14 protein-coding genes are annotated in these 22,358 nt (G+C 55.4%); 1 reads left to right on the top strand and 13 read right to left on the bottom strand.

Going from position 1 to position 22,358, the window contains the following annotated elements; translation table 11 throughout:
- Positions 1-22 precede the first annotated feature (22 nt).
- The 3 genes from ACO064_RS04850 to ACO064_RS04860 form a co-directional block, all read right to left on the bottom strand.
- Positions 23-2,128: a PQQ-binding-like beta-propeller repeat protein gene (locus ACO064_RS04850; protein WP_421826269.1), complete on the bottom strand. Its 2,106-nt coding sequence runs from the start codon at positions 2,126-2,128 to the stop codon at positions 23-25.
- A gap of 186 nt (positions 2,129-2,314) precedes the next feature.
- The gene (locus ACO064_RS04855; RefSeq protein WP_421826270.1) at positions 2,315-3,097 is read right to left on the bottom strand and encodes a hypothetical protein; all 783 of its coding nucleotides are present in this window, start codon (positions 3,095-3,097) and stop codon (positions 2,315-2,317) included.
- 339 nt (positions 3,098-3,436) lie between these two features.
- Entirely contained in the window at positions 3,437-4,225 is a 789-nt protein-coding gene (locus ACO064_RS04860; protein ID WP_421826271.1) for an SDR family oxidoreductase, read from the bottom strand.
- A 128-nt stretch (positions 4,226-4,353) separates the two neighbouring features.
- Between ACO064_RS04860 and ACO064_RS04865 the strand changes: the two genes are divergently transcribed.
- Positions 4,354-4,707, top strand: a complete 354-nt coding sequence (locus ACO064_RS04865; protein ID WP_421826272.1) for a winged helix-turn-helix transcriptional regulator — start codon at positions 4,354-4,356, stop codon at positions 4,705-4,707.
- Between the two features lie 355 nt (positions 4,708-5,062).
- On the opposite strand, the gene ACO064_RS04870 is transcribed toward ACO064_RS04865, so the two are convergent.
- The 10 genes from ACO064_RS04870 to ACO064_RS04915 all read right to left on the bottom strand — a co-directional run bounded on the left by ACO064_RS04870 (position 5,063) and on the right by ACO064_RS04915 (position 22,274).
- Positions 5,063-5,920: a phosphoenolpyruvate hydrolase family protein gene (locus ACO064_RS04870; RefSeq protein ID WP_421826273.1), complete on the bottom strand. Its 858-nt coding sequence runs from the start codon at positions 5,918-5,920 to the stop codon at positions 5,063-5,065.
- A gap of 15 nt (positions 5,921-5,935) precedes the next feature.
- Entirely contained in the window at positions 5,936-7,153 is a 1,218-nt protein-coding gene (locus tag ACO064_RS04875; protein ID WP_421826274.1) for a Tm-1-like ATP-binding domain-containing protein, read from the bottom strand.
- Positions 7,154-7,156: 3 nt separating this feature from the next.
- Positions 7,157-8,074: a sugar phosphate isomerase/epimerase family protein gene (locus ACO064_RS04880; RefSeq protein ID WP_421826275.1), complete on the bottom strand. Its 918-nt coding sequence runs from the start codon at positions 8,072-8,074 to the stop codon at positions 7,157-7,159.
- 44 nt (positions 8,075-8,118) lie between these two features.
- Positions 8,119-9,231: a Gfo/Idh/MocA family protein gene (locus ACO064_RS04885; protein WP_421826276.1), complete on the bottom strand. Its 1,113-nt coding sequence runs from the start codon at positions 9,229-9,231 to the stop codon at positions 8,119-8,121.
- A gap of 235 nt (positions 9,232-9,466) precedes the next feature.
- Entirely contained in the window at positions 9,467-10,201 is a 735-nt protein-coding gene (locus ACO064_RS04890) for a ThuA domain-containing protein (protein WP_421826277.1), read from the bottom strand.
- A gap of 231 nt (positions 10,202-10,432) precedes the next feature.
- On the bottom strand, positions 10,433-14,023 hold the full coding sequence (locus tag ACO064_RS04895; protein ID WP_421826278.1) for a PVC-type heme-binding CxxCH protein: 3,591 nt from the start codon (positions 14,021-14,023) through the stop codon (positions 10,433-10,435).
- An 18-nt stretch (positions 14,024-14,041) separates the two neighbouring features.
- The gene (locus ACO064_RS04900) at positions 14,042-16,135 is read right to left on the bottom strand and encodes a hypothetical protein (protein WP_421826279.1); all 2,094 of its coding nucleotides are present in this window, start codon (positions 16,133-16,135) and stop codon (positions 14,042-14,044) included.
- Between the two features lie 308 nt (positions 16,136-16,443).
- Positions 16,444-17,178: a DUF3823 domain-containing protein gene (locus ACO064_RS04905; RefSeq protein WP_421826280.1), complete on the bottom strand. Its 735-nt coding sequence runs from the start codon at positions 17,176-17,178 to the stop codon at positions 16,444-16,446.
- 65 nt (positions 17,179-17,243) lie between these two features.
- Positions 17,244-19,112, bottom strand: coding sequence for a RagB/SusD family nutrient uptake outer membrane protein (locus ACO064_RS04910; protein ID WP_421826281.1), 1,869 nt, complete (start codon positions 19,110-19,112; stop codon positions 17,244-17,246).
- Positions 19,113-19,124: 12 nt separating this feature from the next.
- Positions 19,125-22,274 (bottom strand): SusC/RagA family TonB-linked outer membrane protein, encoded by a 3,150-nt coding sequence (locus tag ACO064_RS04915; RefSeq protein ID WP_421826282.1) that lies wholly within the window; start codon positions 22,272-22,274, stop codon positions 19,125-19,127.
- Positions 22,275-22,358: the final 84 nt, after the last annotated feature.

Here is a 22,358-nt window from a genome sequence, read left to right on the forward strand (position 1 = left end):
TATAATGTTCTCACCGCGTTGTTTACGGCAACGCAAACGCCACGTACCGATCCCCCGATTTTGTTTTGAGTTTGCCACCCCCGCAGGCAATTACCACGTATTGCTTGCCATTGACGGCGTAGGTACTCGGCGAGGCATACCCGGCAGCGGGCAGTTTGGCGCGCCAGCGTTCATGGCCCGTTTTTCGGTCGAAAGCCCGAATCAGTTCGTCGCGGGAAGAAGCGATGAAGAGTAAACCGCCCGCCGTAACCGCCGGGGCGCCGTAGTTGTCGGTGCCCGTCGGGGGAATGCCCTTCGCCACCAGTTCGGGGTACTCACCCAGCGGCACCTGCCAGCGGTGTTCGCCCGTATTCAGGTCGATCGCCGTCAGCGTGCCCCAGGGTGGGCGGCTCACGGGATACCCGGCCCGGTCATACCAGCGGGTAAACCCGGTATGGTGATAAGGCGCGGTGTTCAGGCCCGCGTTGCTGGCAACAGACGTTGTTTTGCCGAACAGAAAATCCACGATGGCCCTGCGCTCAACTTCCTTCAGGTGGGTGAAGGCCGGCATCATGCCCTGCCCTTTGGCCAGAACCTGAGCCACGGAGGTCTCGTTGCGTTTTTGGGCAATGCTGGTCAGGGCCGGATAGGTACCGTCGTGACTGCCTTCGCGGTTGGGGCCGTGGCAGGCGGCACAGTGGGTTTGGTAGAGTTGGCTCCCGCTGCGGTTAACGGTTCCGGCTGACACCGCAGCGGTTTTGGTCGGAACCAGCGCCATGGTAACCGGAATTTGCTTGGCGGGAACGTACATAATACCGGTTTCGTCCACTGCGGCCCCGCCCCACTGCGCGCCACCGTCGGTGCCGGGAAAAAACACGGTCCGGTTGGGACTCAGCGGCAGCGGAATAAACTCCTTCCCCGATTGCCAGCGCCGGAGTTGGGCCAGCACCGTATCGCGGTCGGTGACAAAGTCATTGATGTCGCTTTCCGAAAACGATTGCCGGGTAAAGGGAGCAGGTTTGAGGGGAATCGGCTGGGTGGGCCAGGCTTTTTCCCCCGGAACGGTAGAAGCAGGCATGGGCCGTTCTTCAATCGGAAACAACGGCTTTCCCGTGACCCGGTCGAAGACAAACAGAAACCCCTGTTTGGATAAAACTGAAACCGCATCCACCTTTTTGCCGTCATGAACAACGGTGAATAGATTGGGCGGAGCCGGAATATCACGGTCCCAAATGTCGTGGTGGATCGTCTGAAAATGCCAGCGTCGCTTGCCCGTGGCCGCATCGAGGGCGATCAGGCTATTACCGAACAGGTTCTGGCCGGGCCGGGTACTGCCGTATAAATCGAAGGCCGCCGTTCCCGTGGGTACGTAGACGATGCCGCGCTGGCGGTCGATGGCCATGCCCATCCAGTTGTTGGCGCCACCAAAGTTGAGGTGGCCGTCTTTCGGCCAGGTGTCGGCCCCATACTCGCCGGGGTGTGGAATGGTGTGGAACGTCCAGACGAGCCGCCCCGTGTGCAGGTCGTAGGCACGGACGTCGCCGGGCAGGGCCGGGGCAATCTCCGACACCCGGTGTCCCATGATGAGCAGGTTTTTATAGACCACGCCCGGCGTGTTGCTCACCACATACTCGTCGGCGCCGGGGCGGGCAAGCCCCTCTTTCAAGTTGATTTTTCCGCCTTTTCCAAAACTGGGTACCGGTTTTCCCGTTCGGGCATCGAGAGCGTAGAGCAGCGAGCCGTATGCGAAGAAAATCCGGGCCTGTCGTCCATCGGTCCAGTAGGTCACCCCCCGGCTATTCATGGCGAACGTATCGTCGGTGAAGGCGGTTTTCCAAAGCTCCCGGCCCGTGGCCGCATCGAGCGCAAAGGCCTGCGACCCGGCCGAAACCCCGTACAGCACCCCGCCGACGATGAGCGGATTGCACTGAATCTGGGTGTTGTTTTTGAGCGTATCGACTCCGCCCGACGCGTATTCCCAGGCGACCTGCAAGCTCCCTACGTTGCCGGGATTTAGCTGCGTGAGGGGCGAAAAATGGTTGCGATCGGGCCCGCCGTTGTATTCGGGCCAGTCGGTGGTGGCGGTTTTTTCGGTCAGGCTGAGCAGACCAGCCATCAGGAGTAAGGCGGGGTAGGTGAAACGTTTCATGGGCAGGGTTCAAGGAAGAACAAATAAACACAAAAGGACCGAAAGTTGCGGTAACCGTCCGGCTTATGTGGCTCAGAATCACCAAAATTCCGTATTTGTCCACGAGCCCCCATGCGCCGAATAAGGCAAGTTTGCTACTACCAGCGCAAGCCGCTTACGGCCATTGTGGCCAACAAGAATGTAAGATCATTTTTCGTAGAATCGCGTTAGCTGGCCCAACCGCGGTTGAACAAGCACATTCTTCATGGGCTCGAATCGGGCCAGTTCAACGCCGTCTTTGGTGACGACCACATAAAACGGCTGATGCAACCTGGTGGTGAGGTGATAGATGGTTGCCAGTTCAGCGATGTCCTCCGACCAGGCCGCCATGGCATACAATGAGGCATACGGCGTCTGCGCGAGCTTTCGGTATACTTCCGGTGCCAGGCTGACCGGCACGGCTTTGCCGCTTCGGAAACGGGTTTGTTCCAGCAGCGAATCGATGTAGGGCTCGACGGGCACGTTCATCGTGCGCCAAATCCCTTTGGTAAATGGAGTCGGTTCAACAACGGACTGGTTTTCGGCCGCGTGCGGGGTAATCTCTGTGACGGCATCGACGATGTGGGTAGCCTCGTGCAGCAGCACGTAAATGATGGCATCCAGCTTACCGCCTTCGACGCGTACCTTGTAGCCAGCATCCTCTGCCGGTTTGAAGCACGTCTTTTCTTTCCACGATGCCCATTCTGAAATGGTCTCGTCCAACAGTCCCGCCCGAAAGGTAATGTTGAACTGCTTCGGGACGCCAGCGGAATCAACCGGGGATGTCAATGCCGTGTTCGGCATGTTATCCATAAAGCTGATGCTGTGTAGATGCTGTTTCAAAATCCGCTGATGCAGGGGTGGCAACAGGCCGAACGCATTTTTCACCTTGTCTTTTTGGGCGGGCGTCAGGTCATGATCGACGGGCTTCATACCGGCTTCACGAAACATTTTGAAAACGCTTTCAGGTGCAATCCGTATCCGCTGAGACGGGTCATTTCTGTAGGTGACGTCCAACTTTTGCGCTTTGGTAAGTGCGGAGAAAAACAGCAGGACCAATGCCGGTATTGCCCATCTCAATCCCGATTTTTCGATTATCATTGGTAGGATACTTTTAAGGTTTCGCAGGAGGTTCCGCCACAAAAGTATGGGTTTTCCCGCAGCAACGCTGACGAATATGTGGTTTTGTGCCTTGATAAGGCCTTCAATCGTGCCGGGAAGTTTCATAAAATTTAAGGTTTGTGTTGATTAAACTGGTTGTGTTGCAATAACGGTTTGATAAATGCCCGCCTATACCGTGGGGATGGTACCGCCGTCAATCACATAGTCGGTGCCGGTGAGGTAGGTTGCCCGGGGCGAAACCAGAAAGCCAACCAGCTCGGCCACTTCTTCGGGCCAGGCCGGTCGGCCGAAGGGAATGCCGCCCAGTGCCTCCATGACCCCAGTGGCCGCCTGTTCAGTGGTGATGCCCGAACTCTGGGCGATACGCTCCATCATCCGGCTGGATGCCGTGGTCATAATCCAGCCGGGCGATACGGTGAGCACGCGTACGCCTTTCGGTGAGACTTCATTGGAAAGGCTTTTGCTGTAATTCACCAGGGCTGCTTTTGCCGCTGCATAGGGGAGCGTGGAGTCATACAGGGGCAACTTCGCCTGGATGGACGCAATGTGGACAATAACCCCTTCACCGCGCTTGATCATGCCGGGCAAAAATCCGCGGTCCAGTCGCACGGGCGCCAGAAAATTGGTCTGGATAGATGACTCCCAATCCTGATCAGAAAGCACCGCAAAACCGCCACCCGGTGTTTCAGAACCACCCATGTTATTAACGAGGATGTCCAGGCGGCCGAATTGTTCCAGTACTGTGTCAACGACTTTCTGCGTTCCTGCGGTCTTGCTCAGATCGGCCGCGATAAAAAAGGTGCCGTTGTTGTCAGGTTCCGGTTTGTTTCTTGCCGTAATGATCACCGTTGCCCCCGCTTTCATCAGGCGATCGGCAATCGCTTTACCGGTGCCTTTGCTGCCGCCGGTTACCAGCGCAATTTTGCCCGCCAGTTCATTTTCAAAAGTAAAGTCCATTGACCTGCTGATTTGTTTAGGGCAAATTTCGGGCGTAGGACACGGGCTGACAAGTACGGACTTACGATTCAGATAGGGATAAATTTATCCCTATTGAACCGCCCAAAGCCTATGATTATCTTTGTAGGATGTACGAAAGAAAGACATTGCCCGACCTGAACTGCGGGCTCGACCTGATCGGCGAAGTACTTTACGGGAAATGGAAGATGCGGCTTTTGTGGTTTATCAACGAAGGATTTAAACGTCCCAGCGAGTTGCAGCGAAAAATTCCGGGGGCGTCCCGGCGCGTGCTGAATGTGCAGTTGAAGGAACTGGAAAGCCACGAGCTGGTGGGAAAGGTGATTTATCCGGTTGTTCCCCCCAAAGTGGAATATTATCTGACCGATTTTGGTCAATCCCTGATCCCGGTCATCGGCGCAATCGGGCAGTGGGGTGATGCGCATGACCAGCGTTTGCGGACGCTCATTCTGAAAGATTTATAACCAGAAGGGTGTCAAAAATAGAATCCAGTAATAGGCTAACTCAAAACACCGATACTCACCAAGCACAAACGGTATAGACTTCCAATATATATACAGGTGAAAGTAAATTTATTCACTTGCCAATAAATACCTGAAAATCAAAGGTTTTCACTTGCCCCTACGAGTACCCCAAAACCCTCTCTCAAAATCAAAAAGAGCCCGCAACCTGCGGGCTCTTGCCATTTCCTATTTCCAACGTTCGCACTATCAAACAAACCTCCCCGGTATTTTTCACGGTACACCTCTGATTCTCTGGAATACACTTCTGCCAAGTTCCTTCGGATGGCTTGCCGCACAGGCAGCAACACCCGGGTCATCAACGGGCGAGCGACTTGAATTTTCGGGTCAGTTCCGTCAGGGATTCTTCAACGCCCATTCGCTCCAGCGACGATGCGCCCACAAACCCCTGCACATTCGTCCGTTCCAGCACCAGGCGAACATCGTCCGGGGTGTTGATGGGGCCACCGTGCGCCAGGAAAAAAATGTCGGAACGGACTTCTTTCGCGGCATCGATGATTTGCTGGGTTCGCTCGACGGCTTCATCCATGGAACAACTGGCATCCGTCACCCCGATAGAGCCGCCGACCGTGGTGCCGACGTGGGCAATGATCGCGTCGGCACCGGCTTCGGCCATATGCCGGGCATCGTCGGGGGTGGCGACATAGACGATGGAAAACAGGTCCATTTTGCTCGCCAGCCGCACCATCTCGACTTCCTTTTGAAAGCCCATTCCGGTTTCTTCCAGCACCCGCCGGAAGTGACCGTCGACGATGCAGTGCGTCGGAAAATTGTTGATGCCGGAAAAGCCCATGTCCTTCACTTTCAGCAGGTGGTGCCACATCCGCCGGCGGGGGTCGGAGCCGTGTACCCCGCAAATCACCGGAATTTCTTCGACAACGGGCAACACTTCAAACTCGCCGATTTCCATGGCCACGGCGTTGGCATCGCCGTAAGCCATCAAACCGGCGGTAGAACCGTGCCCCGCCATGCGAAACCGCCCGGAATTGTAAATGATAATCAGATCGGCACCCCCTTTCTCGATGAATTTGGCACTGATACCCGTTCCGGCACCCGCGGCAATAATGGCTTTCTGGCTGTCCAGCGTAGCCTGCATACGCGCTCTGACTTCAGCTCTCGTATAGGGGTTTCCTTTTCCCGTCCATTGGTTCGGCATACGATATGTCTTGGTTTATTTTGGTTGTACTAATTCCAGTAAATGAGCAACCAGCACGTCGGCAAACGCCGGGTCGTTGATGTGCGTGGGGGACTCGATGAGTCGCACCGCTTCGGATACATTCGTTTTGATAGCCGAAAACAGGACGCGGTTAACCTCGGGCTGATAAAAAACGTGTCCGGGCGCGTCGATCTGCGAAATGCCGTTCAGCGGCAAAACCACCGTGACACCCGCCTTCGACTGATTCACTTTCCGGGCCAGCAACCGGCCCAGTTGCTCGTTTTCGGCGGCATCGGTTCGCAGCAACGTAACATTCGGAGCCCAACTATACAGTTGCCGGTGCCGGTAATGCGCCGGAACCGTGTCCGGCTGGCTGAAATTAACCATATCCAGACAGCCCGGTGCCACCACTTGGGGCAGGTTCATCCGGGCAGCCGCCGTTAGACGGTCCGGCCCGGCGCTGCACACTCCTCCGCATAAGTCATCGGCCAGTTCGGTGGTCGTTACGTCCAGAACGGCATCGAAATGGCCTTCCTCGATCAGACTTTCCATGGTGCGCCCCCCGGTGCCGTTGGCGTGAAAAGCGACCACTTCATACCCGCGTTTTTCCAGCCGTTCGGTACAGTAATTCACACAGTCTGTGGTGTTCCCAAACATGCTGATGGCAATGCGCCCCACCGGTTTGTGGCGTAAGGCCGGAACCACCGCCCCCATCGCACAAATGGCCGCTGCGGCCTGTTCGATGAGCGGAGACAACATGCCATTCAGACCGGCCACGTCGACGACCGATGCCATCAGCGTGATGTCTTTCGTACCCACTTGCCGGGACAAATCCTTGGCGGCCATGGTCGACAGGCAGAGTTTGGGGACGCCGAACGGAATGGGTTGCATGGCCGAGAGAGACACGAATGTGCCGCCCCCACCGCCCATCCCAATGGCCCCCTTCACCCATCCCAACTGAACCAGCCGCCCCACGATGGTGGCCGCTCCCAGCCCCATGACCTCGATGGCCCGACCCCGGTCCCGGCTTGTCCGCAGATCCGCCAGGGATTGGTTCGCGGCTTCGGCAACGGCTTCGGAATCGTAATCAATCGGAAAATCGACGGCGGTTTCCATGACGCCGGAGTTGATGGTAATGACGGATTCACCCCGCGCCAGAATGCAATTCCGCAAAAAGGCAAAGGCCGGGCCTTTTGTGTCAAAACACCCAATAACGACGATAGATGGTTGCATATACTACTGAAAGAGCGATTTGTAAAAATCTAATCCTTCAGTGGCTAATATATCGGGACTTTCGGCCAGGGGTCGCCAGATGGACGCGGCTTTGGCAAGTTCGGCGGAGGGAGCCCCAAAGGTTTCGATGACGACGGCGCCCTCGTAGCCAATGTCCGTTAAAGCGGTTTTGATGCCGGGCCAGTCCACATTGCCGGTGCCGGGGGTGCCACGGTCGCTTTCGTTGCCCTGTACATGACACAGCAGGTCTTTCCCGACAGCCCGGATGGCAGCCGGAATACTTTTTTCCTCAATGTTATTGTGAAACGTATCGAGCGAGATTTTGAGAAACGGGTGACACAGTTCGCGCACCAGCGACAGTGCCTGTTCAGCGGTGTTCACCATGTCGGTCTCGAAGCGGTTCAACGGCTCCAGGCCAATGATAACGCCACACATCTGAGCGACCCCGGCGGCTTCGTGCAGGTTTTCGAGGCACCAGGCTCTTTCTGCTTGTTTGCGTTCGGCCGAAACAAGGCGGGTTTTCCCCACGGCGGAATAAACCGGCCCCGTAAAAATCGGACTTTCCATCGTTTCTGCCAGGCGCAGGCAGTCTACGATGTAGGCAAGACCCTGTTTGCGAATGGCGGCATCGTCGCTGGAAATATCACGGTTTGGCCCAAATGCCCCGCTCAGGGTAATTTTCAGCTCCGTTTCGCGGGCCAGTTGTTTGAGCCGGACCCAGTCAATCAGGTGTTGGTCTTCAACGGCCACTTCAATAATATCGTAGCCCATATCCGCCACTTTATAGAGCAGGTCGAACGAGGAGGTCGTGAACGGGGAAACCCAGACGAAAGTACTAACGCCAAATTGAATCATGTTGTCGGGGACTAGGGATTGAACGCCGTCCGGCAGCCAGGCCGAACCAGCAAAAAAGTGGGGCAAAAAGCAACGCCTTCGCCCCACTTTTCAGAGTACCTGGGATTGATTTAATACGCTGGAATGGTGATGCGAACCCCTCCGTTCATGGCCGATTCGTGGGCGCAGATCCCTGCAAGGGTGTAGTTGGCGGCCAATTCGGCATCGACCGCCGAGTCGCGACCTTCGATGATGGCGGCCAGAAACTCCTGCACCAGATGCGGGTGTGATCCGCCGTGACCCGCGCCCTGCAGGAACGAAACGTGGTTGGGGTCGTCGATTTTTTCGCGCTTGGTGAAGTGCTTGATGGGGTCGATCAGCAATTCGTCCGTGTCGGGTACGTTGATGCGCCGGGCATTTTCCCCCCCGTCGAAAATGACGTGTTCCTCATCCTGCAACTGTTCCCATTCAAACGACATTTTGGTGCCGTAAACATCGTAGCTTTCCCGGTATTGCCGCACGACATCGAACAGCGATCGCGTAGCCTCGGCCACAACGTCGGAGTCTTTCAGCGTAAACGTTGCCGTTTCAACGGCAAAGGGCGAACCGTAGCGACTGGCCAGGTCTTCGCTCAATCGCCCGGAACCGTGACAGACGACCGTTTCGGCCCTAGTGTTGTTGATGCGCAGCAGGGGTGAGATGGCGTGCGTACCATTGAGCATCGGCGGATAGCCTTTCCAGTATTCGCCCCAGCCTTCCATGCTCATGTCCTGAATGTGTGATCCCCGAACAAACTGAATGCGACCGAGTTGGCCCGTTTCAGCCAGGTTCAGGCCGTAGAGAAACTCGCGGGTGTAAAGGGCGGTTTCCATCATCATATATACTTTGCCGCTCCGCCGTTTGGCTTCTACAATGGCCTGGCAGTCTTCCTTGGTCATGGCCATCGGAATGGTGCAGGCCGTGTGTTTGTTGGCGTTGAGCGACGCCAGCGTCATCCGGGCGTGATCGGGTACGGGCGTAACGACGTGGATGGCGTCAACATCGGCGCGACCGGGTATATCCTCAAAATGCTCAAAACAAAGGTCCGGGTCGAGGTTGTATTTGGTTCGCAGGTCATCGAGGGTCTGCCGGTTGCGGGTACAGATGCCCACCTTGTTGATGTTGGGATGTTGCAGGTAAATGGGGATAAACTCCTTGCCGAAGCCCATACCCACGATGACAACGGTAATTTTCTGGTCACTCATAACGACTTTGGTTGATTGATTAGTAAGAACGTTGTTAAAATCAGTTTACAAGCTGTTTGAGTTAACCGGGGAGAGCCCTGGAAGGGCGGTCTGTCCATAGTCAATAGCATCCATCAGCTCGTGGTAGCTATTGACTATTGACAGGACAGGCCTCCGGCCTTAATCCAAACAGCTTCTTAGAGTTTATCGTTAAATGATTACGACCAACTAAAAACCATACACGCTAAACCACAGACTATTTGCGGGCCGCCCAGGCAACCGAATTCCGCAGGAGCGTCTGATACACCGGCAGGTTGTGCGACTCGGCATCGTGGCCCAGCGCCAGACCGACGATGCGGGCTTTGGGGTGATTGACCACAAACACGGAGGGATAAATCACGTCAGACGTGGCGACGCTCGAACTGGCCAGCACCGAGATGCCCGGCCCGGCCGGGTCCGGAATAAAAAAGTAGCGCTCATCCTTCAGGTTGAATTTGGGTTCAACGCCCTTTGTAACGGGGTGTTTCGGGTCGGTCACGGTCACATCGAAAGAACCGTATTTATCATGTTTGCGCGTGCCGCCACTCACCAGGTTCTGGTTGTATTCCGGCCAGTCTTTCCAGTTGTACCACAGGGCCGCGTGGGCAAGCAGCAGGCCTTTGCCCGCGTTGGCGTGGTCCATAATGGCCTGACGAACCGCCGGGTTGGTGATGGGCCGGTTGTTGCTCAGATACAGCACGTCGGCCTGGGGCAGAAAGGTCAGCATGGAATCGGGATCGCCCACGTAGTTGACCGTTGCAAAACCGTCGCGGCTCAGGGTTTGGCCATCCACGTTGCGGTACCACATTCCGAAATTATGCGACGTTCCTCCGCCCACCACCAGCACCCGAATGGGTTTGCCGGCTTGGGCGGTTTTGGGTGAACCGACCTTGCATTGTGTCAGCGACAGGCTTACCGCCAGTAGCAACAGAAGAAAAGGAAATGCTTTCATGGTGTATAACTTTAGTAGTTTATTGCTTATGGTTTACTGTTTGTAGTGTTTAGGACTTACAACTGATAATTCATCACACTTTCGCATTTTGCCCCTAAATCCCCTAAAGGACGGTCGGCCGCTGCCGGACTTTTAGCATCCGGATTAAGCTGCGTCCAAGTCCCCTTTAGGGGATTTAGGGGCAAAATGCGAAAGTCCTATTGGTTATCTCCCGAACCGTTTCCATTCCGGTTAGCGGCTCTTGACGGTGTCCGCACCCTCGACCCGCATCACGCCCCGCATGATGCTCCAGTGGCCGGGGAAAGTACAGATAAAGGGATAATCACCGGGTTTGGCTGGAGCGGTAAATTCGAGGGTGTACGACTCACCCGGGTTGACCAGAATGCTGGATGCCACCACCTCCGGCAGTTGCGGAACGTAGTGTTTCTCCACACTTTTAGGGTCCTGCGCCATCTTGTCGGCGGCTTTCCCCACCTTCTCGGCGGTGCCGGGTTTGCAAATCACAATGTTGTGTTGCATGATGTCGGGGTTTTCGAGCGTCAGCACTACGGGTTGCCCGGAGCGAACCGTAAACTGTTTCGTATCGTATTTCATTTGCTCTTCCACCACCTTGATGGTCAAAACCGTCGCCTTGTCGGAAATGATTTTCTTCGGCGCAGCCGGGCGGGCTTCGCCGGTTGGTTTACGAACTTCGAGGGTGGCGTTCTGCACATTACCCATAAAATCAAAGGAGGATTTTGTGTCGTAGGCACCGGCGTAGGCCCCCATCGAGCTTTCATCGACAAAGTCGCGCTGTACCCGAATACTACCCGTCAGCGGTTTGGTAAATAACGAGGGAGCCTTGCCCCTGGCGGCTTCCTGCCCGTTTACGAACAACAGCATTTCGCCATCGTTCACCAGTCGTCCTTCAAATTCAAAATTGTCGGGCAGCGGTTCCGTGGTGCTGGTCGCATACACCTGCCCGTTTTGCTTCACCACCATCGTCAGGCGACGGTCTTTCACATACAGCCCATAACCGCCCTCCTGACCACCATGTCCGACAATGAAGCCCTCCATCGTGCGGTTTCCTTTAGCCGCCGATCCTTTCAGAATAATCTCCTTGCCCGTCACATCGGGGGGCAGGGTGATGACCGCCCGTCGTTGCAGCGTATACACCTCTTTGTTGATGCCCGCCAGCAACCGGCCGACCAGTGCGTTCTCTGCGTTTTTGGCGGGAGACTTGGCCGCTTCGGCCAGAAAACCGTCACGGTGAACGGCCGCAGCGGCAAACAAGGCGCGGCCAATCCACTCATCGCTATCGTTTTCGGGGCGGAGTGCGGCCCGGTAAAGGGCGGCTCCGACGGTTTCGGAAGGAGGCAACGGCACCAGCGCCAGCATGGCCGCCAGTCTGACATTCAGGCTGGCGTCGTCCAGCAAACCCACTTTCTGGAGAATATCCAGGGTTTGGGCCGTGGCAGGCAACACCTCGACGGCGGCTTTCCGCACACCGGCGGCCTTGTGGGTCAGGGCTTTAGAAGCGGCCTGAATCGCTTCGGCGTTCGAGCCCGCCAAAGCGCCCAAACCGTGCAGCGTCCACAGGGCGTGAACGGCGGGGCTGTTCAGACCGATTTCGTCTACTTCGGGATTGGCAATGATTTTATAGAGTTCCGGCAGGAGGCTGGTATTTTTCGACTCCACAATCAGCCGCTGTCCGTTCATCCGCCAGAACATATTGTCGCTCTTGAGGGCCGCAATCAGTCCGGCCGGGTCATTTTTCAACAAGGTGATGGGCTGGTACGGTTTTGCTTTTTTGTAAACGATGCGGTAAACGCGCCCAAAATTGATGTCGCGAAGCGGGCTATCGAAGGCGTTACCCTGCCCGCGTGGCTGGTCTTTGAACGGCAATACCATCTCCGACGGCGCCTGCCGCTCCACAAAGACATTGTGCTGAATAATGAAGTTGTACCAGTCGGCCACCCACAACGCTCCGTCGGGGCCAACCTCGGCGTGAACGGGGCCAACCCACTCGTCGGAGCTGGCAAGCATATTCCAGCCATCGTGTTCGGCAAAACCGGCTCCTTTCGGCTCGATGACGGCGTTGTGAATCAGCCGAACGGTCGGTTCACACACAAACGCCACCCGGTTCCAGTAGGACTTCGGAAAACTGCGGGCGGTGTAAAAATGGTGTCCGGCGGCCGACGTAAAACCGCCCACGACGTCCACCTGGCGGAGGTTTGGCGTCATGGTGTGCGAATCGTAATGCCCATCGATTTTTTGCACGGACAGCACCGTCGAGCCGGGCAGGTTGCGCTGCATGTAGCGGGCGGGCATCGAATAGAACGCGCTGTGGGTGTTGTTGGCGGTGGAAATAAACACGTTGTTATCCTCCGTAAGTCCCAACCCCCAGGTGTTGTTGCTCGTATTGGCCAGAAAGTCGAAACCGGTTCCGTCGGGATTGACGTTATAGACGCCGGTTCTGAAATTCAGGTTTTTACCGTCGCGAGTCGTGCCGGAAAAACCGGAGCCCACCACGCCCCAAATCTTGTTGTTAAAGCCGTATTGCAGATTCGAGGGTCCAAAATGCGTGTCATTTTTATCCCATCCGGTCATGATGTTCTCCCGCACATCCGCTTTGTCGTCGCCGTCGGTATCTTTCAGAAAAACGAAATGCGGAGCCATCGAAACCACCACCCCACCGTTGGCAAATACCATGCTGGTAGGGATATTCAGCTTGTCGGCAAACACGGTAAACTTGTCGGCCCGTCCGTCGCCGTTGGTGTCTTCGCAAATCTTGATCCGGTCGTTGGCGGCTCCGTCGGTTTCCAGAAACGTATTCGGGTAATCGACCGACTCCACAATCCAGAGCCGCCCGCGTTCATCCCACGACATGGCAATGGGATTCGTAATGTCGGGTTCGGCGGCAAACAACTGAATGTCGAAATCGGCCGGCACCTGCATCAGTTTTTTGGAATCGTCGGGCTTCAGCGCCACCTGCATGGCCGGAACGCGGTGCCGTTTGGTGTAATCTTCAATGGCAATGTTGGCCGACTCATAGATGTCCACGTTCGGAATAGCCAGTTTCGCAATCTGTTTGGTTACCGGCTCCCCAATAGCCCACAACACACCCCGGTTGACCAGTTCGCGAAAACCGGGATTGGTCCAGGTGCTGTCGTTGTGGCCATAAGCGGTATAAAAAACCCGCCCTTTGCCCTGTTTCCGGACCCAGGTGTACGGTTCCTGCCGGTCTCCCTCCTGCCGGGTTGTCAGCACGGTCATGTCGGGATTGAGCCTCTGGTGTACGTAGGTTTCGTCCCAGGCGGTCGTAAACGGTGCCAGGCCCTTCATCACCGGGTGGTTTTTGTTCACGATGGTTGTCGCAATCGCTCCCGCCTTGTGCGACTTGAACTGCCCGCCGATGGTGTTGATGTACCAATCCGAATTTTTGAAACAGCCCGAGGCCGAATGCAGCGGAATGAGCCCTTTTCCGCCTTCCACAAACGCCTTCAAAGCCGCTTCCTGCGCGGGCGGCAGGCTGTCGTGGTTGGCGTAGATCACCAGGCCATCGTATTTAGCCAGGTTTTCGGTGTTGAGGTCGTTGACGTTAACCGTATAGGTCAGATTGACGCCTTTTTTGAAAAGGGAAATGGCGAGCCAGGGTGCATATTTCCCCGAATCATGGTGCTTGCTCCGATGGCCCAGAAAAAGCACCTCGCCCCGGCGGGCAGCTATTTCTGTGGTGGAACGACTCGGTCCCGATCCGTTTGTTTGTCCGGACTGGGCAGTTCTCGTACAGCCCTGATGCAGCACGAAGGCCAGCAGGAAGGCAAAAATGGCTAATTTCATAGCGTAAGAGTTGAGCGATTAGTTGGGGTTTTCGAGCCAGACCTGCTGGGTGAAGGCCCCGTTGATGGCGGCATCCCATACTTCGACCCGTACCCACGTACGGTTTTTGAGATTGGTGTCGAACCGGTATGCTTTTTTGCCGAAGGGCAAGGTGTTTGTTAAATCGATGCGTTCGCGGTAGACCTGTTTGCCATCACCGGAAATGATTTCGGCAAACGACAGCGGGAAAGTCCAGTTTACGTTCAGGTTGATCGTTGCTTTTCCACTGGCCGGTACGGTCAGCGTTTCGCCGGCCCCTTTGCCATTGACCGTAAAAGCGGGCAGCATGACTTCCCCCGTGGTCACAAAAAATTTCCCCTGTTTCATGACATCCAGAACCGGTTGCCAGCCCGCGCTGTAGTCGGGCAGCTTATCCATCTGCATATAATTGACGTTCAGGTGGGCGTAGGTTTCGTTTTCGGGCTCCATTGTAAAAATGTCCGACTCGGCGATGGCGTGTTTTTTGTGCCCCCAGTTCGAATAATCGTCCAGCAAATCCAGCACCCGGCGACTCAGTTTCGGTTCCGATAAATCAGCGGGAATATTCTTCCAGGCCGCTCCGAAGAAATGGTCGGACTTAAAAAAGTCTTCCTCCTTGTATTTGTCCGGATAGCCCGTCGAGCCTTTGGTGCGGGCGTGGGCTGTCCAGGCCAGGCCATTTTCGGCTTCCAGCAGCTTCAGCATATCGTGCTTGTCGGCAATGCGGTAAACCTTTCCGTAGTTGGGGTCTTCGGTAACAAAGGGCATGTCGGGCTTACGCGACATAATCCAGTACACATCCTTCGGAAAAAAAGACAGCCAGTGTCCGCCGAAAAAATTATTGGGTTCTTCGCCGGGTAACAACAGAAAGTCTTTGTCCGACAGTCGTTTGCATTGTTCATGCAATGCTTTCAGTTCCCTAAGCCGCAGGCTGTCGGGGCCTTTGGGGTGGCCGGGACCGTGAAATTCCGCCAGGTGAACAATATCAACCCCGTGGTCTTTGAACACCTTCACGAAGTTGGGATTTTCCGGAATGGGCTTACCCGCCAACACCACCTTCATCGTAAATTCATTATGAAAGTGGCTCGACATGGTTTTGTAGCCCGGTACCACCGGATACTTGTCGTTGTGCGTAAACCGCTTCACCTCGGCCAGTGTTTCGGTGGGTTTATCCGTACTGAGCAGGCAGAAAAAGTTGAGCCGCTGCTGGGTGCCGGGGGGCGCATTCACCCAGGGGACCCACCGCCGGTCACCCATCAAATCCTGCCGGATGCCGATGCCAAATTCCGGAACCAGACTCCGGTACCTGGTACCGTACCACGTAAAATCGAGGTTGTAGGCTTCGTCCAGCGGGTAGAAATATTGGTGTGGGGCCGGAAAAACCGCCAGCGTTCCCCTGGGGCCACTGCCCATAATAGTTCGGTATTTAACCGCCTGGGCCTTGTTGGGAACGGACAGGTCGACGGGAATGGACTGCATTTTATTATCCGTATCCGACCAGTCCAGCGTGGTCCAACCGGGTCCGCTACCGGTTTTGCTCACCAGACCCGCGTCGTAGAGAATGGCGGTCGAGTCGACCTGCGTCGCCATCACAGCCGCCACGTTGAACAGCGGACTGCCCTGATACACGGTAATTTCAATGGCGCCTTTGAACGATGCGGCTGCGACTTCACCAATTCGCAGCACGGTTCGGGTGCCAACGGTGCTGACGCTGGCCGACCGTTTCGCCAGTTCAACGGCGTAGGCTTTGTGAGGCAACCGGTTGGTTTTATCGAAAAAAATGTTCCAGCCGTTCTGCGAGACCAAATCCCGTTTGCCCACCGTGAGCACGAAAGCCGGGTTCAGGTCGGTGGCTATTTCACTAAACTTCCCGACTTTCGACAGTTGAATATGGCTAAAAAGGGGCTTGTCCGCGGCCAGGTTAATCACCAGCCGCCCTTTCTCTTTACCCGAAGCGGGCCAGGTCACCACCAGGTCATTCCCCTGCTGCGAAACCGTTGTGGGACCACTTTTGGCAAATTTCGACAAATCGACCGGAACCTGAGCGTGGGCCACTGCGCCCAGAAAGACAAACAGGAAAAGAAAGTATCTCATTGAATCGAGGCTAAGTACTGAGTTAAAAATAGTTTATAGTTTAGAGACTGTTCAAAAATCATATTCTCTCTTTCGGGTTTGCCCCCAACCCCCTGAAGGGGGCTTAAAACTCCGGATCAGAAGCTCCCTTCAGGGGGTTGGGGGCGGCATAGAAAGCATGATTTATAATTTTTGGACAATCTCTAACCATAAACTAAAAACGATTTACGATTTACTCTGTCCATTGTTGGTGCTTATCCGAACACTAAGCACAAAGGTTCAGTCGATTCCGAACCTTTGTCGCTTAGTAGGCATTACTAACCAACCTATTACAAAGTAATTTTCTGAACCGGCGTATAGATCATGTCTTCTACACCCGTAATTTTCAAGCCAATGCGGGCAAACACGTACCCTTGTGACGGAACCAGCGCGGGCAGTTCGCCCGTGGTCAGGCTCACATTGGCCAGATCCTTGATGTCGGCTCCGGCCAGGTCGGCTTTGTTCAGGCTATTACCCGCATCGACAAACTGGGTTTTGTTGACATACAACGAAACCCGCTCGACCGTTTTGCCATTGGCCGCATCGGTAATCACTTTTTCGAGGGAAACAGTACCGGTTATTTTCCGGGCATTATTCGAAATTTTCGGATTTCGAAGCATGTAATAAGGCATCACCTCGATGTCCATCGCTTGGCTGCCCTGAATCTTGATGTCCAGACTATCCGGCGTATTAGTGGCTGTTCGTTTCCAGAGAAACGGTCCCTGTCCGTTGGGGACAATCAGTTTGTAGTCGCCATCGAAAAGCAGCGACGAGAAGGTGCCGTCCTGCTTGATCGGTATGCGAATCGAACTGCGGTTGTTATACGCTTTCTGCCAGAGTTCCAGAAAAACCGGAAAATCGGAGTTGTTGGCCACCGCAACGTTGGCACTTTGGATCAGCAGGGGTTCGCCCTTGTACACAATCCGCCCTTCGAACGTGGATTTGGGCGGTTCAAAATTATCTAATTCGCACCCGGTCAGCCCAACGAGGAGCAGCAGGAAGAGGTAAATGAAGGAGATTTTCATGGCTTTAAGTAGGTCGCGGAGCGGAGCGAAATACCAGACGGTATTTCGCTCGTTCGCCCATCCGCTTATTGGTTAGGGTTACGGACAATCGTGGGGTTGTTGTTGATAATGGCATCCGTGATTCGCGAGTAGTAGTTGCCCAATCGGAAAACGTGGCTTTGCGTTACCCGGCCCGACAGCACCTTCCGGAACACCCATTTGTTGTGGTTGGCCGCACCCGGATTATATACTTTGTAGGGCCAGAGGCTGTAGACCCGCGTGCTGGGTTCGGTGGCTTTGCCGGGGAGGGTGGTCAGGTCGGAGTTGCTGCCGTCCCAGACGATATGGGCAATGCGCCACCGCTTCATATCCCAAAGGAGGTGGTTTTCGTAGGCCAACTCCACTTTGCGCTCGTGAACGATCCGGTCGAAGGTCACTTCGCCGGGGGTGAGCGGTTGGGTTAAACCAGCCCGGTCACGCACCTGTTTCAGATACCCGGCGGCCACCGCATTCTGCCCCAGTTCGAAAGCGGCTTCGGCGGCATTGAGCAGCACTTCAGCATAGCGATACCGTACGTTCCAGACTTCGCTCTGTGTTCCGATCTGCCCCGAACCCGTTACAGGATCATTGTATTTCCGCATGTAAAAACCGCCCTGGGCCGAGCCATCGTAGCCGTCGATGGGCCCCGACAAACCCACCACCTGCACCGAAACGCCGTTGACCGGCTTAAGCTGGCCCAATTGGTCGCCCGACAGAATGCTGCCATTGGCCAACACCAGCCCGGCGAAGATGTCGATGGGCCGGTTTTTGAAGATCGCCCCCGGCACCAGCACCGTTCCCTGCAAACGCGGGTCTCGGTCGGCGAAGAGGTCTTCGGGCTTATCGTAATAAATATAGTCGTTTGGAGTACCCTTATTGATGGCTAAAGGCGCAAAGGAGTTGTCTAATTTTTCGAACGACTGCACCAGGTTGAGCGACGGATTCAGACGTCCCCCGCGTTCGCCTTCTTCGGTGATGGCGCGGGGCTGATTGTCGAGCGCGAAGCTGTGAATCTTGCCACTTTGGAGCTTGTAATCTTCGACGAAAATGACCTCCGGATTATTGGCTTTGTCCAGAAAAATATTGGCAAAATTGGTGGAGAGGTCAGGCGCTTTCTGATAGAGTGAATACTGCCCGGAGGTAATCAACTCCTGAGCCGAGGTCAGGGCGGTTTGGAAATAGGCGGTTGCTTTGGTCGCCGGAATGCCCACCTCGCCGTTCGGCAGCGAAACCGTTGGCGTATTGACCCCGTATTTTGCGATGGAACCGGCGTAGAGAGCCGCCCGGACTTTCGAAGCCAGAGCCAGCCCGTAGGTAGCGCGGGATTTTTCATTGGGGGTTTTCGGCAAAATCGATTTGATGGCCTCAAACTCGCTGATCACGAAATCATACACCTCCGATTCTTTGGCGCGGGGTTTACGGAGGTAACTCGCATCACCGCTGTAATCATAGGTCAGCGACTCGGTAACCAACGGCACACCACCCATCCGTTTGACTAACTCAAAATACGCATTGGCCCGCAGAAACCGGCCTTCGGCTGCGAACCGGGCCTTGTCGGCCGCACTCAGCCGGGTAGCCGCGTTGACCCGCTCGATGAACAGGTTGATTTCGCGGATGTAGCCATAGTCCCACAGGCTCCAGTCGTCGTAGCTGTACTCCCGGTTTTGGTGCCGCCCGTAGTCGCCCGAGGCAAACGCTTCGTCGAAGCTGGCCATGATTCCAAAGTTAGCGGGTTCAACCAGGTCGGGAATGCGGTTATACAGATCCGTTGCCGCCGACAACACCAGCCGGGGGTCACTATAGACCTCGTCAACCAGCAAAATGTTCGTGGACTTAATATTCAGAAATTCAGCATCTTCCTTGCAGCCGGTCGTTAATGAAAAAAGAGCGACGAGCGATAAAATAGTTTTCTTCATGGTGGGGTCGGTTTAGAAGCTCAGGTTCACGCCAAAATTGAACAGCTTGGTTTGCGGGTATTGCAGCCCGTTTTCGTCCTGCACTTCGGGGTCGATGCCGTAGGGGCGGGTGTTGTCGATGGAGAACAGGTTGTAGGTGTTCACAAACAGCCGGGCCTTCTGAATCTTCACTTTCTGGGTCAGCAGCGCTGGCAGGGTATAGCCCAGTTCCATTGTCCGGTTGCGGAGGTAACTGATATTCAGAAGCCACCAGGTCGAATTTTTATTGATGTTGCTGTGTCCGGTATCATTGTAGCGGAGGGGAATTTCGGAACCGGTAATCCACGGACTATCCGGGTTGAGCGGATCGGCCCGGCGCCAGCGGTCATCGAACAGCAGGCGCGGTACGTTTCCCGTATTCTGGTAGGCATTACGCTGCTCAAACTGCCGGTTGATGGCCATCATCGTGCCGCCGGAGAAGTCCATTGCAAAATCAAAGCCTTTGTATTGCAGGGTGAAGTTCAGACCACCCGACAGAATCGGCGTGTTGTTGATGCCGTAGCCAATGGGCCGTTCGTCGCGGCTGTTGATGACCCCATCGTTGTTCTGATCGCGGTAAATCAAATCGCCCGGAATCATGGTCCGGTTGCCCTGTCCGTCGTTGTTGACCACGTAGTTGTTGATCTCTTCCTGCGACTGAAACTGACCGACGGCTTCATATCCCCAGAAAATATTGCTCCAGCGGTTTTCCAGCGATTCGCGGTATTCGAGCAGCGAGTTGCCATAGCGCGGATTATAGGGACTCAGGAACCGGTTTCGGGCGTAGGAAATATTGGCACCGATGGTGAACCGGACGCCCCGGATGTCGCCGTTATACACCAGCGAGGCCTCGCCACCCACCACCGCATCGCGCTCCAGGTTCTCCTGCGGCAGGGCATAGCCCAGTTCGCTGGGTACGAACACGTCGCTCTTCACGGCGGGCAACCCGTCGCGCACCCGCCGGAAATAATCAAGTGTCCCCGTGATTTTGTTGTTCAGCAACGAGAAATCCACCCCAATGTCGGTCACTTTGGCCTTCAGCCACGAAATCCGGTCGAAGGCAATCCCCCGGTCGCGGGCCGCAACGGTCGTTGTTCCCGACATGATGCCCACACCGGTATTGTAGTTGTAGCCGGGGTTGTAGGCAAAGGGGTCGAGGTCAGCGTTGTTGGGCCGAACGTTATCATCGCCCAGCATCCCATAAGATGCTCTCAGTTTAAGGTCATTCAGGAAGGCCCCGTCGTTGGTCCATTCCTTAAAGAAGGGTTCCTCGGTAATTCGCCAGGCCAGGGAAACCGATGGGAAGGTGCCCCAGCGTTTGGTGGGGGAGAATTTCCAAGAGGCATCGCGCCGGGCGGCCACTTCCAGGAAGTATTTGTCGGCATATCCGTAATTCACCCGGCCGATGTAACCGACTCTGGCCTGTGTGAAGTCGGCATCATTGTAGGCAACAATGTCGGCAAATTGCATCACGGGCAGCGAATTGGTCTTAGGCACGGTACGAGCCTCTACGTTCCGTTCGCGCTTCTTGAGCCGCTCGGTCAGGGCAATGGCGTTGATGGAATGTTTGCCAAAGGTGTTGGTATACAGAAGCTGCAACTGCCCGATATTTTCGTCAATCTTGTTTACCACCCGCTGCCGGTACGGATTCTGGCTGCCACCCGTCCGGTTATATTGCTGGGTGCTTGGATTGTAGGTATAGGTGTCGTAAGTATACTCAAACACCTCACGTTGCGAATCCCGGAACATATACGAATACAAACCCTTGACCGACAAGCCTTTGATGGGTGTCTGGTATTCGACCGTCGCCTGGGGGGTTATCGACGAGTAGACTTCATTGAGAAAACCCGACCGCGCATAGTTGAGGTAGCCCCAGTTGGAGGCCGGATTGCTGATCGTATTGATGTATTCAGGGTTATCGTTGGCGTAGGGGCGTTCGCCGGGCCGGTTGCGGAGAATGGCAAATTTGGGTGCCACGTAATCGTCGCCACCCGGCACACCCGGATTTTCGCGGGTTTCCTGACGCCCGGCAATCGTCAGTCCAACTTTGATCCGGTCCGTAACCCGGACGTCGATGTTCGACTGAATATTGGAACGGTTGAATATGAACTCGCGGCCCATCACCGAATTCTGGTCCAGGCGGGTAGCGGAGATGTAGTAATTGATCCGGTCCGAGCCGCCACTGGCACTCAGGTTGATGTTCGACTGGGGCGAGTTGGGCTGAATAATAAAATCATACCAGTCGAAGCTCTGGTAGCCGTATTCGGTACCGGCTTTATACTTGTCCAATTCAGCCTGGGTGATGGCCGTGGTGCCGTTGCGGTTTACTTCGGCTTCGGCCTTGCCCAGGTTCCATTCGTAGGCGTTTACAACCGTCGGAAAACGGGTCCAGTTCTGAAAACCGTAGTAAGCATCCAGGTTGATGGTGCTTTTCTGCCCAACGACCCCGCGCTTGGTGGTCACGATAATCACACCATTGGCCGCCCGTGAGCCGTAGATGGAAGCGGAGGCATCTTTCAGAACAGTGATGGTTTCGACGTCGTTCGGCGAGAGGTTGTCAAACTGGGTTTTGTCCTTCGGCACCCCGTCGATGATGAACAGGGGATTGCCGCCCATGTTCCGAATCTGAATGTTGGCAGCAGCACCCGGCCGTCCATCGGCTTGACGGAACTGCACGCCCGGAATCTTACCGGCCAGCGTTCCGGTTACGGTAGCCGCATGAACCCGCCCCACATCGCGGGACGTCACGGACGAGATGGCCCCCGTAATCGATTCTTTTTTCTGGGTACCATACCCCACGACGACAACCTCCTGCAAGCCTTTGGAGTCCGGGTCGATGGTTACGTTCAGCGTGGACTGATTCCCGATGGGTACTTCTTTTGACAGGTAACCAATGAACGAGACCACCAGCGTGCCGCTCGTCTGGTCGGCCGGAATCGGGAGGCTGTACATACCCTCGGCATTGGCTGAAGTACCGGTTGTGGTCCCTTTCAACAGAACGGTAGCTCCCGGCAGCACCTCCCCCTTATCGCCCGTAATCTTTCCTGTCAGAGTACGTTGCTGCGCCAGCGCAGGAACCCCAATCAGAAGCAGCAGCAAAAACCCAGACAGGCCAATTGCCTTCATGATGGAAATGTTCTTCATAGAAATGAATTTAATTAGAGGATTTTGTGAGGAATAGGCATCTCCTTTGTAATCTGGCATAATTCAAAGGAATGATTTTGCAAT

Origin of the sequence: Larkinella sp., assembly GCF_965227735.1 — a bacterium.
In the GTDB taxonomy this organism is placed as follows: Bacteria; Bacteroidota; Bacteroidia; order Cytophagales; family Spirosomataceae; genus Larkinella.